Annotated in this window: 12 protein-coding genes; 8 read left to right on the top strand and 4 right to left on the bottom strand. The window is 46.0% G+C overall.

Annotation, left to right across the window (positions count from 1 at the left end):
- The first annotated feature begins 28 nt into the window (after positions 1-28).
- Genes MHH49_RS11150 through pgmB form a run of 3 tightly spaced genes read left to right on the top strand, consistent with a single transcriptional unit; the run spans position 29 to position 5290 of the window.
- On the top strand, positions 29-1147 hold the full coding sequence (locus tag MHH49_RS11150) for a carbohydrate ABC transporter permease (RefSeq protein ID WP_232061475.1): 1119 nt from the start codon (positions 29-31) through the stop codon (positions 1145-1147).
- The gene (locus MHH49_RS11155; RefSeq protein ID WP_038573741.1) at positions 1147-2238 is read left to right on the top strand and encodes a carbohydrate ABC transporter permease; all 1092 of its coding nucleotides are present in this window, start codon (positions 1147-1149) and stop codon (positions 2236-2238) included. The genes MHH49_RS11150 and MHH49_RS11155 overlap by 1 nt, the downstream gene beginning before the upstream one ends.
- 46 nt (positions 2239-2284) lie before the next feature.
- The gene (gene pgmB, locus MHH49_RS11160; protein WP_341138133.1) at positions 2285-5290 is read left to right on the top strand and encodes a beta-phosphoglucomutase; all 3006 of its coding nucleotides are present in this window, start codon (positions 2285-2287) and stop codon (positions 5288-5290) included.
- Between the two features lie 51 nt (positions 5291-5341).
- On the opposite strand, the gene MHH49_RS11165 is transcribed toward pgmB, so the two are convergent.
- The 3 genes from MHH49_RS11165 to MHH49_RS11175 are packed head-to-tail and all read right to left on the bottom strand — an operon-like array spanning position 5342 to position 8694.
- Positions 5342-6733 (bottom strand): aldehyde dehydrogenase, encoded by a 1392-nt coding sequence (locus tag MHH49_RS11165; protein ID WP_341138134.1) that lies wholly within the window; start codon positions 6731-6733, stop codon positions 5342-5344.
- Positions 6734-6775: 42 nt separating this feature from the next.
- Positions 6776-7750: an aldo/keto reductase gene (locus MHH49_RS11170; protein WP_036682100.1), complete on the bottom strand. Its 975-nt coding sequence runs from the start codon at positions 7748-7750 to the stop codon at positions 6776-6778.
- Between the two features lie 35 nt (positions 7751-7785).
- Positions 7786-8694 carry a LysR family transcriptional regulator gene (locus MHH49_RS11175; RefSeq protein ID WP_305953605.1) on the bottom strand — a complete coding sequence of 303 codons (909 nt, stop codon included), beginning with the start codon at positions 8692-8694 and terminating at the stop codon, positions 7786-7788.
- A gap of 61 nt (positions 8695-8755) precedes the next feature.
- Here MHH49_RS11175 and MHH49_RS11180 point away from each other — a divergent pair, with 61 nt between their 5' ends.
- Positions 8756-9646 carry a DMT family transporter gene (locus tag MHH49_RS11180; protein ID WP_341138135.1) on the top strand — a complete coding sequence of 297 codons (891 nt, stop codon included), beginning with the start codon at positions 8756-8758 and terminating at the stop codon, positions 9644-9646.
- Positions 9647-9733: 87 nt separating this feature from the next.
- Here MHH49_RS11180 and MHH49_RS11185 read toward each other — a convergent pair whose 3' ends face one another.
- The gene (locus MHH49_RS11185; protein WP_076105065.1) at positions 9734-10834 is read right to left on the bottom strand and encodes an FUSC family protein; all 1101 of its coding nucleotides are present in this window, start codon (positions 10832-10834) and stop codon (positions 9734-9736) included.
- Positions 10835-11143: 309 nt separating this feature from the next.
- Between MHH49_RS11185 and MHH49_RS11190 the strand changes: the two genes are divergently transcribed.
- Genes MHH49_RS11190 through MHH49_RS11205 form a run of 4 tightly spaced genes read left to right on the top strand, consistent with a single transcriptional unit; the run spans position 11144 to position 14948 of the window.
- Positions 11144-12253: an ABC transporter ATP-binding protein gene (locus MHH49_RS11190; RefSeq protein ID WP_036682445.1), complete on the top strand. Its 1110-nt coding sequence runs from the start codon at positions 11144-11146 to the stop codon at positions 12251-12253.
- Positions 12243-13055 carry an ABC transporter permease gene (locus MHH49_RS11195; protein ID WP_036682096.1) on the top strand — a complete coding sequence of 271 codons (813 nt, stop codon included), beginning with the start codon at positions 12243-12245 and terminating at the stop codon, positions 13053-13055. Before MHH49_RS11190 ends, MHH49_RS11195 begins: the two co-directional genes overlap by 11 nt.
- Positions 13045-13878, top strand: coding sequence for an ABC transporter permease (locus MHH49_RS11200; protein WP_036682094.1), 834 nt, complete (start codon positions 13045-13047; stop codon positions 13876-13878). Before MHH49_RS11195 ends, MHH49_RS11200 begins: the two co-directional genes overlap by 11 nt.
- Positions 13875-14948: an ABC transporter substrate-binding protein gene (locus MHH49_RS11205; RefSeq protein ID WP_076272935.1), complete on the top strand. Its 1074-nt coding sequence runs from the start codon at positions 13875-13877 to the stop codon at positions 14946-14948. Before MHH49_RS11200 ends, MHH49_RS11205 begins: the two co-directional genes overlap by 4 nt.
- Positions 14949-15006 lie beyond the last annotated feature (58 nt).

The following is a 15006-nucleotide window of genomic DNA, read 5'->3' on the forward strand; positions in this document are numbered from 1 at the left end:
AAAACTTATAGGAGGAGCTGGAGCTATTATGGGTGCACAATCACAGCCACAGCCACAAATGCCAACACAACCACAAGCTAGGCCAACCGTCAGCCTGAAGGCGGTAATGTTGTCCCTAGTAGTGTTGTTAGCGAATATTGTTGTTAACGGCGCAATCTTTTTATTCTTCCGGGATTCCACATTAAATCCGCTGCTAACAGCGGTTCTGGCTGTCCTCTGGGGAGTTCTAGGTGTTTATCTGATTTACTATACGCTGACTTGGGCGGTTGAGCAGTACCCTGATCATATCCGGCGAAAGGTGCTGCCTTATATCTTTATTGGTCCGGCAGTGATTATTCTGGGCTGGTTACTGGTCCTGCCTGCACTACGAACATTATATTTGAGCTTTTTTAATGCTTCTTCAGAAAAATTTGTGGGCCTGAGCAATTATGCAGCGATCTTTAGCGATCATCTGATGGCAACGGCATTGCGTAACAATTTACTTTGGGTATTCGTCGGTACGCTGGCCTGTGTAGCATTTGGGCTCTTAATTGCTATTCTTGCCGATCGCAGCAGCTATGAGAAAATTGCCAAATCGATCATCTTTATGCCGATGGCGATTTCCTTTGTAGCGGCAGGAGTCATTTGGAAATTCGTATATTACTATCAACCGGGCGACGAACAAATCGGGCTGTTGAACGCAATCGTTACTTATTTTGGGGGAGAACCCCAAGCCTGGACGAGTATGCTTCAGCCGTGGAATAACTTTTTCCTCATTATCATTTTGATCTGGATGCAGACTGGATTTGCAATGGTGATTTTCTCGGCAGCAATCAAAGGGGTTCCTGACGACATTTTGGAAGCTGCACGAGTGGATGGAGCAAATGAGGTGAAGATTTTCTTTGGAATCATGATTCCATATATTTCATCAACCATTCTGACAGTGACAACGACCATTATCGTCTTTACGTTGAAAATATTTGACGTCGTCATGGTGATGACAGGAGGTCAATACGATACAGAGGTTGTTGCTACACAGTTCTACCGGCAATTCTTTATGTACCGTAATTTCGGCTACGGCTCCACGCTGGCTATTGTTCTACTGATCGCGGTGCTGCCTGTAATCATAATCAATCTACGTCAGTTCCGTAAGCAGGGGGGATTCTAATGGCTGGCAAAAAGAAGAGAAAAGGCAGCAAAACGATTGTAAATATCGTGCTGGGTGTGATCTGTTTTATTTGGCTGCTTCCGACTCTTGGGCTATTTATTTCCTCCTTCCGTCCGGCTGCTGACATTCTGCAGACTGGATGGTGGAAAGCTTTTCCCCATCAGGAGTGGAAGGCTGGAGAGACGATTCAGCTATCCAAGGACGTGGATCTTCGGGAGCCAATTGAGGTGAACGGTAAAACTTATACAGATGATGAGCTGAAGGCTGGCGTGAAGGCTGATGGCAGCCGGCTTATGTGGGAGAATCGTAGAGCACGTACCGTAAATGAACAGATACAAGGTTGGAAGATGACACCGGATCTCACGCTGGATAACTATAATAATGTGCTTTCCGGTAAGGAATACAAGCTGAAACAGGCTGATGGCAGTGAAACGGTGCAAAAAGGCTCCGGATTGTCACAGGCCTTCTGGAATACGCTAACGATCGCTGTTCCAGCAACGGTTATTCCGGTGTTGATCGCTTCTTTTGCTGCATATGCTTTTGCCTGGCTGCGGTTTCCTGGGCGCAAAATCCTTTTTGTCATCATTATTGCAATGCTCGTCATTCCAATACAGGTTGCGCTTATTCCAGTGCTTAAGGATTATACCGCACTTGGGCTAAACGGAAGTTATCTGGGAATTTGGCTGGCGCATACGGCTTTTGGATTACCGCTGGTTACGTACTTTATGTACAACTTTATCAGTCAATTGCCTAAGGATTTGTTCGAATCGGCTTTCATGGATGGGGCAAGTCATTTCACTATATTCAGCAGGCTAATTCTGCCTCTATCAGTGCCAGCACTGGCTTCTATCGGGATCTTCCAATTCCTATGGGTGTGGAATGACTATTTAGTCTCATTGATTTTTATCGGCAATCAACCGTCTGTGCAAGTCATGTCGATGAAAATTGCCGATTTAGTAGGCTCACGAGGCAACGATTGGCATTTACTTACTTCGGCTGCATTTATCTCCATGTTGATGCCGCTCGCTATTTTTTTCCTGCTGCAAAAGTATTTCGTCAGAGGGCTTATGGGTGGGTCGGTGAAAGGTTAATGATTTAGAACCCGAATGAAACTGTGATTAGGGGGAGCTTAGAAAGATGAAGATGAAACCATACGTACATCCGGCTGCGGTATATCCTTACCGGGAGTGGAGTCTTGATGAGGAAGCTTATAGTGAAGAGAACAATCAAAGAAGCGAGAGTATTTTTGCTCTTGGCAATGGATATATTGGCATGCGCGGTAATTTCGAAGAAGGTTACCACGGCAGCTCAGGCTCGTCTGTAACAGGCAATTATTTGAATGGTTTTTTTGATTCGGAGCCCATTGTATATCCAGAAGGAGCCTACGGATATCCATCCCGCAATCAAGCGATGCTGAACGTAACAGATGCCAAGATTATTGAACTGAGTATTGAAGGGCAGACCTTTCAGTTAAACAGTGGGCAAGTGCACCATTATGAACGAAAGCTGGATATGCGAAGCGGGGTTCTGCACCGGCAGGTAGAATGGGAATCTCCAGCTGGTCACCGGGTACAGCTTCATATCCGGCGGATGGTGACTTTGCAGCACAAACATCTGGCGGCGATAGATTATGAGGTTAAAGCGCTGAATTTCAGCGGAGTGCTTACCTTCACTTCATCCATCGACGGCAAGATCCAAAAACCTAAGGTAACGGATGATCCCAGATTGGGCTCGGGAGGCAAGGAGCCCAGTCTGCTCCTGGAGGATACCGGTCATGAACCGGGACAGTCCTTCTTATGGATGAAGCAGCGGACGCGGCATACCCAGTTTGCCTTATTAACAGGGGTAAGTCATAAGCTCGATTCAAGATCTGAGGATAAAAGGACCGTGCAGCATGAGGGGCAGAAATTATCCATGCAGTTTGTCGTCCCGGTGGAGCGTGGGGAAAGCGTCTCACTAACCAAATATATCTCTTACCATACCTCTAAAGATTATCCGGAAGACGAACTACTCAGTAGAAGTACTGAAATATTACACTTAGCAGACCATAGCGGGTTTGAAGCGCTTGCCCAGGAACAGCAGGCTTATCTGGATCGATACTGGGCACATACGGATGTGGAGATTCATGGTGATCTTGCGCTTCAGCAGGGGATTCGCTTTAATGCTTTTCAACTGCTTCAATCCGTAGGCCGTGACGGGGTTACGAATATTGGGGCCAAGGGATTAACGGGTGAAGGATACGAAGGGCACTATTTCTGGGATACCGAGATGTATATGCTGCCCTTCTTTACGTTCACACAGCCGGAGATTAGCCGAAAGCTGCTCGAATTTCGTTATGCCACGTTAGACAAAGCACGGGAGCGTGCAGCGGTAATGTCGCAGAAGGGTGCCTTGTTCCCTTGGCGGACTATAGACGGGGCAGAGAACTCTGCGTATTTCCCGGCAGGCACGGCGCAAATGCATATTAATGCGGATATTGCGTATGCCATCAAGCAGTATGTACTGGCTACCGGAGATTATGATTTTTTGGTTACGAAGGGAGCGGAAATTTTATTCGAAACTTCCCGCTTTTGGTTGGACTTGGGGTACTTTAATCCGGCTAGGGGCGGTGCCTTTTGTATTGATGCAGTAACCGGTCCTGATGAATATACAGCTATCGTCAACAATAATGCATACACCAACTTTATGGTCCAGGATCAGCTTTATTATGCACACGAGATGGCAGGGATATTGTCTAAGCAGTATCCTGAGCATTTTGAACGCCTGAAGCAAAAAATCAGTCTGACTGAGCATGAGACATTAGTGTGGCTGGAAGCGGCGGACAAAATGTTTATCCCCTTTGATGAGGGACTTGGCATTTATGCTCAAGACGACACGTTTCTCTCCAAGAAAAAATGGGATTTCGAGCATACACCAGCCGATAAATATCCGCTGCTGCTCAACTACCATCCGCTGGTAATTTACCGGCATCAGGTGTTGAAACAGGCGGACTTGGTAATGGCGATGTTTCTGCTGGGTGACCAATTCAGCTTGGCGGATAAGATCCGGAATTATAATTATTATGAGCCGCTGACGACGCATGATTCTTCATTGTCACCGTGCATCCACAGTATAATATCTGCTGAGATTGGTGATTTGACGGGAGCCTATTCCTATTTTGACCGCACGGTACGGATGGACTTGGATGACATCAACCGCAACGTGAAGGATGGGCTGCACACTGCTGCTATGGCAGGCTCCTGGCTGTCGATTGTGAATGGTTTTGGCGGCATGCGCTTATGCGGCGGGATGTTATCATTTAATCCTAGTGTGCCAGCGCAGTGGGAGAGCTATCGGTTTAAAATAACAAGTGCTGGACAGCTATTGGATATTTTTGTGAGTGATACAGAAGTGATCTATACGCTGCTGGAGGGGGAAGAGCTTGAGATTATGCATAAGGGAAACCTTATACAGTTGTCTGCGCAGAAGCCGCTGAGGCTTTCGAATGTGAAGCAGCTTGAAGCTGTTATTTTCGAGCTGGACGGGATAATTACTGATACTGGAGAGCATCATTATGAGGCTTGGAAGGATCTGGCGGATGAGCTTGCACTTTCTTTTGATCGAGAGAAGCATAAGAGTCTCAAGGGCCTAAGTCGAATGGAATCTTTAGAAGTCATTCTGGAGAGTAGTGGACTGAATTTGCCGCAACCGGTAAAGGGAATGCTCTGCAACAAAAAGAACGAGAAGTACAGACAGCTTGTTCAGCAAATGACGCCTGCTGAGCTGTATCCGGGTATCCACAGCGTGTTGTCCGATTTACAGCAAAGAGGGATCGCTATCGGACTGGCCTCAGTTAATGAGAATGCGCTGCTGATTCTCGAACGCTTGCAGATCGGGCATTGGTTTCAGGCGGTGGCTGACCCTGGGAACTTGCGTAGAAGCAAGCCAGATCCAGAGATTCACTTGCAGGTTGCAGAGATGCTGGGCATATCCCCAGACTGCTGCGTGGCGATTGAGGATACCGAGGAGGGAATAGCCGCAATTAATGCTGCTGGTATGAAGTCAGTGGGAGCTGGAGTGGCGCTCGTGACCGAGACAGCGGATCTATGTCTGGCTTCCACCGCTGAGATAAGTGTTGAGAAATTGTTAGAGCTGTTTGCGTAGTTACCCTGATAAGCAGCAAACCTCCCGATCATGGGAGGTTTGCTGCTTTGTTTATTTCATTACTTTTCGAACCAGCTTCACTTTATTGCCATAAGGAGGATACACGATTCCGAGGTCGATCCGTGTGCCTCGCTTGACGATGCTTTTACGATGGGAGAAGACCTCAAAGCTATACTTCCCGTGATAACCCCCGATTCCAGAGTTTCCTACTCCACCAAACGGAAGATAAGTGCTCGCCACATGTGAGATCGTATCATTGATACACCCTCCCCCGAATGAGACCCTGGACAGCACCTCTTGTTCTACACTCTTATCGTCCGTAAATAGGTATAGTGCCAGTGGCTTTGGGTGTTCATTAATGCTCTGAATGGCCTCATCCAATTGATGATATTCCAATATTGGGAGGATCGGACCGAAGATCTCATCTTCCATAGCAGCATCCGTCCAAGTGGCAGGATAGATTAAAGTAGGCTCAATATAACGTTCTTCTGGCACGATGGTGCCGCCCATAATCACCTTGCTCTGATCACGCGCAATGAGGTCGGCAAGTCTTTGCAGCTGGCGATCATTCACGATCCGGCCGTAATCTGTATTAGGCTGTGCATCCTGACCGTAGAACTCAGTGATGTGATGTTTGATTTTGGTGATCAATTCTTTGGCAATATCCTTATGGACCAACAGATAATCCGGTGCGATACAGGTTTGGCCCGCGTTCAGCAGCTTGCCCCAGACAATCCGTTTCGCTGCAACATCAAGATTAGCGGTCTTATCAACAATAACCGGACTTTTCCCGCCAAGCTCCAAGGTTACAGGCACTAAATTTTTCGCTGCCGCTTCCATTACGATTTTGCCGACAGGCACACTGCCCGTAAAGAAAATATAATCAAATTTGGCGTGGATCAGTAAATTAGTGGTCTCTTTTTCACCCTGAATTACGCGGATATACTGCGGCTCGAAGGTCTCCTGAATAAGCTGCTCAACCACGGACGAGATGGCAGGTGTGCTCTCAGATGGCTTGAGGACAGCGCAGTTACCAGCGGCAATGGCGCCGATCAGGGGCTCAATTAGCAACTGAAATGGATAATTAAACGGGCCAATAATGAGCGTTGTGCCGTAAGGCTCACTTAAAATATAACTTTTTGCAGGAAATAAGTGCAGCGGGGATCGAACCTTTTTAGGCTTCGCCCAACGCTTAAGATGTTTCATCATGTAGCCGATACTGTCCAGCGTAAAGCCGATTTCTGTGGCATAGGCTTCGAACTCACCTTTTCCTAAATCCTGTTGTAGTGCGGTGATGATTCGTCCTTCGTATTGTTTAATAATATTCTTAAGCTTGAGCAGCTGCTGGAGACGAAAAGAAACCTCCTTAGTTACGCCGCTATTAAAAAAATCCTTATGCTCTTCAAGCATTCCTTGAATGCTGTCAGCTGTATAGGTTGTCATTAATCTTTCCTCCATCCTTGTAAGAAGTTAGAGCATGAGACTCTATGGGAGTCGGTAAAAGGCGAACGGCTCGCCATACCGGAAGGAATCGCTGGCTTCCTCCAGCTTGGCCGAAGTTTCTTCATTAAGTACAAGCGAGGTACTAAGCAAATTTTGTTCCAGCTGTTCCACACGTGTAGCCCCGACAATAACCGTCGAGACGGCAGGCCGATTCATAAGCCAAGCTAAGGAGAGCGCAGTAGATGAGGTTTCCATTTTCTCAGCAATTTGGCTCACTTGGCTTCCGAGCTTGATCCGGTCATCATCAAGGAATCTTTTGAAATTAGGATCGGTATCTGCTCTGGACCCTGATGGGGCTGAATCGCTTGTATTATATTTGCCTGTGAGAATTCCGCCAGCTAGTGGAAAGTAAGGAATGATCCCTACCCCTTGATCCAGGCAGAGCGAAAGAAGCTCATTCTCCGGTGTCCGGTCTGCTAAGGAGTAGCTGCACTGAATTGAAATGTACTTGGTGAAGTTGCGTGCTTCACTAATCCCAATCGCCTTCATTAATTGCCATGCTGTATAGTTGGAGGCCCCGATATAACGGATTTTGCCCGAGGATACCATATCGTCCAAGGTTCGTAAGGTTTCTTCAAGCGGCGTATAGGGATCAAAGGTATGAATCTGGTACAGATCGATATAGTCCGTCTTTAGGCGGCGAAGGCTATCTTCAAGCTCCTGCAGCAAATGGCGACGGGAGGAGCCGCTGCCGTTGGGACCCTCATTTTTAACTAAACCTGCTTTAGTTGCGAGAACAGCCTCCTGTCTCCTACCTTCCAAGGCCAGACCAATGATTCGCTCGGATTCTGAGCCAGCGTAAATATTAGCAGTGTCTATGAAATTAATTCCATGATCAAGCGCAGCATGTACAATCTGAATGGAGGTCTCTTGATCCGCACGTTTGCCGAAAGCGTTCGTTCCCAGTCCTAATGCGGATACCTGTAATCCGCTATTTCCTAGTCTTTTAAAGTTCATCCTCAGCACTCCTTATCATCTATTCATTAATCCATTTATTTTTGAGTGAAAAGATCCAGCGCTGTCTCAATGAAGAGCTTTACAGCAATTGAAGTGTCGGCAAGCGAGCTGACCGCAATTTGGATATCTCTATAAGCATCCGGCTGCAGCTCACGGGTAACCACATTTGGAGGCAGAGATAACAAGGACAGTTCAGACATCACGCCGATTGCCAGCCCCTCCTGAACCATATTAAGAGCTGTTGCAAAGTTATTAACCACATATTTTACATTCAGATGGCTATTACTTCTGCGGAATAGCTCTACAACAGGCGGTTCATATCCTGCTTTGCAAATCAACATGGGCTCGTTCGCTAATTCCTGCACACATACAATGGATCGCTTTTGCAGGGGATGGTCATCTCTAAAAACGGCAAACAATTTCTCTCTATATAATGGAATGGTTTCGAATTCTGCACTGGGAGCGAGCAATAAGCCAACATCAATTTCTTTTGAATCCAGCCATTCTCTGACTTCAGCGATAGAGCCCTCCTGTAGGCTAATCGTAATGTTTGGATATCTTCTAGTGATAGAGCTAATAATCTTCGGTAGAAAATGAGCAGATGCCACAGGAAAAGCCCCAATGCGGATACTCCCTTTTTCAAGACCTCTCTCTGCATAAATCTCCTGATTGACCTTATCAAAGCCCATTAGAATTTCACGGAAAATAACAAGAATACGTTTGCCGATATCCGTAAGCATCAGGCCATTACGCCGATCTCGAAGCAAGAGCTTCACGTCTAATTCGGCTTCGAGGGACGAGATCGCCCGGCTGACCGCAGGCTGTGTCATATTTAGTTCTACACCAGCTTTAGTAAAGCTGCCGCTTTCGGCGATTTTGACGAATAAACGAATTTGAGTATTGTTCATAACAAATATGATATGCCCCTTATGATTATTATTCATTTCATTTATGCTCTTGTTTATTGTATCATTTGTGATGAATCTACACCAAGGAAGTGAACAAATGAATCAGCAGAAGAAAAGTATGATCCTTCTTATTTTTTTGGTGATTGTATGGGGCATTAATTGGCCTATATCCAAAATCGCCTTAGACTACGCTCCACCTCTATTATTTGCAGGTATTCGAACCGTCGTAGGCGGTATTATTCTGATTCTAATTGCACTGCCCAAGGTGAAGGAGCTTCACTTCAAGCAGCTCTGGCCGATCTATCTGATCTCGGCGGTCCTTAGTATTGTGTTTTATTATGGATTTCAGACGATTGGCTTGCAGTATGTTCCGGCGGGATTATTCTCATCGATTGTATTTTTGCAGCCTGTATTGTTAGGTATTTTTTCTTGGCTGTGGTTAGGTGAGAGCATGTACGGGCTTAAAATGGCTGGTTTGCTGCTTGGTTTTCTCGGGGTAGCCTCTCTTAGTATCGGTGGAATTAATGGGAGTATCTCCATATGGGGAATTGTGCTGGCTCTAGCCAGTGCCTTAAGCTGGGCATTAGGAACAATATATATGAAACGGAATGCTGTACGTGTGGATATGCTGTGGATGACGGCTATGCAAATCACGATTGGTGGCATCATTCTGCTACTTTCGGGATCAGCTACGGAGAAATGGTCGGATATCACCTGGAGTGGAACCTTTATTGTGGATACCTTGTTTATCGCAATTTTTGTTATTGCTCTGGGCTGGCTAATCTATTTCAAGCTGATTAACGAAGGAGAAGCAGGAAAAGTAGGTTCATTCACCTTCTTAATCCCCCTGATCTCGATAGCTACCAGCGTAGTTTTTTTGAAAGAGCAGATTACCATAAACCTTGTGATCGGATTATTGCTGATTGTCAGCAGTATTGTACTGGTAAATGTGAAGATAGGGCGTGCTGCCAAACAATCAGTCAGTTAAATTTGTTGGATGGTTGTAGTAACCAATCGTGCTAAAGGGCATTATGTCTAATAGGGATTGAACATAAAAAAAAGGACACTCCCAAGCTTAGAGCTTCTGGGAGAGTCCTTTTTTAATTAAGCGTATAGCGCGTGTGATTTCAGCTGTTGAAGGCCGAGCTGCAACTACGTAAGTAGCAGAACTAGCACGTTCCACTTCTTCGAGTACCCGGTTTAAGTGACTGAAGAGCGCTCCTAGATCACGAACAGATGACAGCGAGCACCGTCCTTGCAGTTCAGAGAAGCTGGCCGCCTGCAAGTCGCGGGCACGATGCAGACAATCTGTAAGTGAACGTTGGCATTCAACCTTGGATAAGGTCTTCGTACCATAAACAGCTATACAATCGGCTGTTGCCTCCAGCACTTCCAGCATCCAGTCAGAATTGGCATGATGTGCTGGCAGCAAGCAAATATCGTCGGAAATTTCTTTAACATAGGAATGAATGGTCTTTAGATGTGCTGTGGCTTGTATAAGCCCCTTTAGATCACCACGACACTGATAATGAGCAATGGTGTAGAACATTTCCTTCTGTTGTTGATTGCTGGCAGACAGCAGTTTACCTGCTTGCTCCAGCATATTATTATCCTTTGAAGAGTCTCGTCTTATGCCTACGAGGCCTTTTAATGCATCCGAAAGTAGAAGGCTTCCATCGAGTGCCAATGCTTTTACCTTGACGAACCTGTTTGGTGGAACGATAATCATATTGATGATCAAGGCAATGAGCACACCAATAAAGGTTTCGGCGACTCTCCACAGCACGTAATCATTGTGATAAAAGGTAAGGGCCAGAACCGAGGTCACCCCGACCTGCGAAACCGCTTGGATATTCATCCGACAGGCTGTGGCAATTCCGATCCCGATGAGCAGAATTAGCAGAATGGAAAATGCACCTACATCGAAGAATTGGCCTACAATCAGGCTGACAATTCCACCGATAATAATGCCGATCAGGCGGTAGATTCCTTTTTCGAGTGATGCCTTCACACTGGCTTGAGTAATGAGAATGGCTGCAAGCGGTGCAAAGTATAGATATTGGTCACCATATAAACTGTGTACGGCTACCCAGGATAGTGATGCGGCAAGCGTAATTCGTATCATGTAAAGTGAGAATCCATATTTTTCAAGGCGGTCTAGTAACCCCTCGTTCATTATCATTCATCTTCTTTCGCAAAAATAAGAAAACCACACTGGCTTTTCAGTTCGTTTTCATTATAGCACCTCAAAAAGGGCATAGAAGACTGGACTTTTTACAAACTTGTTAAGTTTATGCTTAGCATTTAACAATGTAAGCTATCGCATATAATGGTACAATCTAATATGCTATATCTATTGGAGCGTCGAAGGAGAGGGGAAATTGTCGCTTATTAGCGCTGAGCATACCCATTTCGATTGTTCTCCGCAAGATGCGGGTAAAATAGTATTGTATTACTAAGGTAAGGGAGGTTGTTAGCTATAGCTATTCAGGAAGGTACCATCATTTCATTTGAAGAAGTTACTAAGCAATATGACGACGAAGATCCGGTGTTAAAAGGAGTCAGCTTTGAGATAGAGCGCGGCAAATTCTATACACTACTTGGTCCATCTGGCTGTGGTAAAACAACTATTCTTCGATTGATCGCCGGGTTCGCTGAGCCAACGAGCGGTTCTATCTATTTAAATGGAAAAGTAATTAACCACATTCCCGCCAATGAGCGGCAGGTCAATACGGTATTTCAGGATTACGCATTGTTTCCGCACCTGAACGTATTCGAGAATGTGGCTTTCGGACTGCGTATTAAGAAGCTTAAGAAGGACGTAATCACGAAGAAGGTACAGGAAGCGCTAAGCTTCGTTAACCTTGTGGGTTATGAGCAGCGTGCGATTAACGAAATGTCCGGCGGTCAGCGCCAGCGGGTCGCCATTGCCCGGGCGATTGTGAATGAGCCACAGGTTCTATTGCTGGACGAGCCTCTATCGGCGCTAGACCTCAAGCTGCGCACGGAGATGCAGTACATACTGCGGGAAATGCAGCAGCGGCTAGGGATTACCTTTATTTTTGTAACCCATGACCAGGAAGAGGCACTCGCGATGTCCGACTGGATTTTTGTCATGAATAAAGGAAAAATCGAGCAAAGCGGCACTCCTAATGATATTTACGATGAGCCGATTAACCGTTTTGTGGCGGATTTTATTGGCGAATCGAACATTGTGCCGGGAGTTATGATCGAGGATTATCTGGTGGAGTTTAACGGCCGCCGCTTCGAATGTTTCGATGCCGGGCTGAAACCGAATGAATCCGTAGAGATTGTTATTCGTCCTGAGGATTTGGAAATTTCTACGCTGGAACAGGGTAAACTACGTGTGCGGGTTGATTCCCAGCTGTTCCGGGGCGTGCATTATGAAATCAGCTGTTATGATGAATCCGGGCATGAATGGCTTGTGCATTCTACACGCAAGGCGACTGTAGGCAGTGAAATTGGCCTTTATTTTGATCCGGAAGCGATCCATGTTATGCGTTTCGGTGAAACGGAGGAAGAATTCGACAGACGTCTGGAAGCTTATGGCGAGGTGGAGAGTCATGAAGAATAAGGGCAAATCGTACTATCTCATCCCTTATTACCTCTGGATCGCATTGTTTGTAATTGCACCGGTAGTGCTTGTCATCTACTATTCGTTATTTGATTTGGATGGCCATATTACTCTGGATAATTACGTCAGTTTCTTCACCCCTGTATATTTGAAAATGACGCTGACCTCGTTCTGGTACGCGTTTCTGATTACAGCATTCTCTTTGCTGGTTGCTTATCCGGCGGCTTATCTACTGACGAGAACCAAACATAAGCAGCTGTGGTTATTGCTGATTATTTTGCCGACATGGATTAATTTGCTGCTAAAAACCTACGCTTTTATAGGGATATTCGGTACATTTGGTCCGATCAATAATTTCTTTGATCTGCTTGGAATCGGAGAACAGCAAATTTTGTTTACGGGCTTCAGCTTTGTATTTGTATCTGTCTATATTTTTATCCCGTTTATGATCCTGCCGATATACAGCGCTTTGGAGGATTTGAATTTATCCTTGCTGGATGCGGCACGTGATTTGGGGGCTTCGGGCTGGACCACGTTCAGACGTGTTATTTTTCCGCTGACCATTTCGGGAGTACGCTCAGGCTGTATGGCAGTATTCATACCGGCGCTGTCCCTATTTATGATTACCCGTCTGATTGCAGGCAACAGGGTCATTACGCTGGGCACCGCAATTGAGCAGCATTTCCTGGTCACTCAGGACTGGGGCATGGGTTCTACAGTTGCAGTGTTTCTGATTGCCATCATGGCGCTGTTTATGATTATCACAGGCGGATCGCGGAAAGGGGCGCGGAATGAGAAATAAAAATGGATTCTCTAACCTCTACCTAGTTCTGGTGTTCATTGTTCTGTATGCACCTATCTTCTATTTAATGTACTATTCGTTCAACAGTGGGGGGACGATGCATAAGTTCGAGGGCTTTACGCTGGATTACTACCGTGAGGTAGTCCAAGATAAGCGCCTGATCATCATCGTAATCAATACGCTTGTGATCGCGCTGCTATCCTCGGCTATTGCGACCCTTATCGCTATTATTGGTGCGCTGGCCATTAAAAGTGTGCAGAATCGCCGCGCTAAGAACACCTTGCTGTCTCTGAATAACGTGCTGATCGTCAGTCCGGATGTCATTATTGGTGCTTCGTTCCTTATCCTGTTCACCATTGCTGGCATCAAGCTGGGCTTCGCGTCTGTTCTGCTCTCACACGTTGCATTCAGCGTACCGATTGCCGTATTGATGATTTTGCCGCATCTACAGGAAATGAGCCCTACATTGACGGATGCAGCCCGTGATCTTGGGGCAAGCCGTAAGGATGTGCTGACTAAAGTTATTTTGCCGATTATTAAACCAGGGATATTCAGCGGATTTTTTATGGCGCTTACGTATTCACTGGATGACTTTGCAGTTACATTCTTCGTAACAGGCAACGGTTATTCGACGTTATCGGTTGAGATATACTCTAGAGCTCGACAAGGGGTATCGCTATCGATTAATGCGCTGTCGACACTGATCTTCCTGTTCACCATTCTGCTTGTGGTTGGTTATTACTTCCTGACCCTTAAGAAAAATCGTCATAACACAGCAGAAGCTGTGGCGGAGCCTGTTGCAGAAGCGGGGGTGCCTAGATGAAACAGCTGATAAATGCTTTTCTGGCGATCCTTATCACAGCATTTGCGCTTATGTACTTGGGCTCTTGGATGAATTCGAGAGAGGGATATTCGGGTGGAAACACACTGACTATCTATAACTGGGGCGACTATGTTGATCCGGATCTATTGAAGGAATTTGAAAAAGAGACCGGCTTAACAGTCATTTATCAAACCTTCGATTCCAATGAAGCTATGTTGACCAAGGTTGAGCAGGGTGGAACTACCTTTGATGTTGTAATCCCTTCGGATTATGCCATTGCTAAGATGAAAGAAGAAGATCTGCTCATCCCGCTGGATCATAGCAAGATTTCAAATCTAAAGAATATTGATTCACGGTTTATGGACCTTTCGTTTGATCCAGACAACAAATATTCCGTGCCTTATTTCTGGGGGACCGTCGGGATTATTTTCAATCCGGAAATGACCAAGGGCATGGACTTCACCAGCTGGGATTCTCTCTGGGACAGCAGACTGCATAATAGCATCTTCCTGGTGGACGGAGCCCGTGAAGTGATGGGCATGGCTTTGAACAGCCTGCATTATTCTGTTAATGACAAGGATGAGGCGCATCTGCAAGAAGCACTGACCAAGCTCAACAAGTTGTCTCCTAACGTGAAGGCGATTGTCGGTGATGAGATCAAGATGCTGCTGGCAAATGAAGAAGCTGCGGTTGGGATTGTCTGGTCCGGCGATGCTTCCGAGATCATGGACGAGAATGATAAGCTGGATTATGTAGTACCGGAAGAAGGTTCGAATAAGTGGTTTGATAACATGGTTATCCCTCGGACAGCGAAAAACGTGGATGGAGCGCATCAGTTCATCAACTTCATGCTCCGCCCAGACGTTGCTGCTAAGAATGCAGAATATGTAGGTTATTCCACGCCTAACATTCCTGCGCTGGAGCTGCTTCCTGAGGAAACTTCTGAGGATACCCGTTTCTATCCACCTGCTGAAATTACGGACCGGCTTGAAGTATACGACAACCTTGGCAAACGGATGCTTGCTCATTATAATGAGCTGTTCCTAATGTTTAAGATGAATAAGAAGTAAGCTGACTAAAGCTAGAGCTAAAGCGAAACGACATTAAGAGCGTCTACATACGGGTAAC

This window comes from Paenibacillus sp. FSL F4-0122 (assembly GCF_038002845.1).
GTDB lineage: Bacteria > Bacillota > Bacilli > Paenibacillales > Paenibacillaceae > Paenibacillus_AQ > Paenibacillus_AQ odorifer.

Bases quoted from the DNA above. Each gene is read 5' to 3' on its own strand.
- MHH49_RS11200 (WP_036682094.1), top strand. From the start codon at position 13,045: ATGAGAAATAAAAATGGATTCTCTAACCTCTACCTAGTTCTGGTGTTC.
- MHH49_RS11205 (WP_076272935.1), top strand. From the start codon at position 13,875: ATGAAACAGCTGATAAATGCTTTTCTGGCGATCCTTATCACAGCATTT.
- MHH49_RS11170 (WP_036682100.1), bottom strand. From the start codon at position 7,750: ATGAACTTTAAAAGACTAGGAAATAGCGGATTACAGGTATCCGCATTA.
- pgmB (WP_341138133.1), top strand. From the start codon at position 2,285: ATGAAGATGAAACCATACGTACATCCGGCTGCGGTATATCCTTACCGG.
- MHH49_RS11195 (WP_036682096.1), top strand. From the start codon at position 12,243: ATGAAGAATAAGGGCAAATCGTACTATCTCATCCCTTATTACCTCTGG.
- MHH49_RS11180 (WP_341138135.1), top strand. From the start codon at position 8,756: ATGAATCAGCAGAAGAAAAGTATGATCCTTCTTATTTTTTTGGTGATT.
- MHH49_RS11155 (WP_038573741.1), top strand. From the start codon at position 1,147: ATGGCTGGCAAAAAGAAGAGAAAAGGCAGCAAAACGATTGTAAATATC.
- MHH49_RS11175 (WP_305953605.1), bottom strand. From the start codon at position 8,694: ATGAATAATAATCATAAGGGGCATATCATATTTGTTATGAACAATACT.
- MHH49_RS11150 (WP_232061475.1), top strand. From the start codon at position 29: ATGGGTGCACAATCACAGCCACAGCCACAAATGCCAACACAACCACAA.
- MHH49_RS11185 (WP_076105065.1), bottom strand. From the start codon at position 10,834: ATGAACGAGGGGTTACTAGACCGCCTTGAAAAATATGGATTCTCACTT.
- MHH49_RS11165 (WP_341138134.1), bottom strand. From the start codon at position 6,733: ATGACAACCTATACAGCTGACAGCATTCAAGGAATGCTTGAAGAGCAT.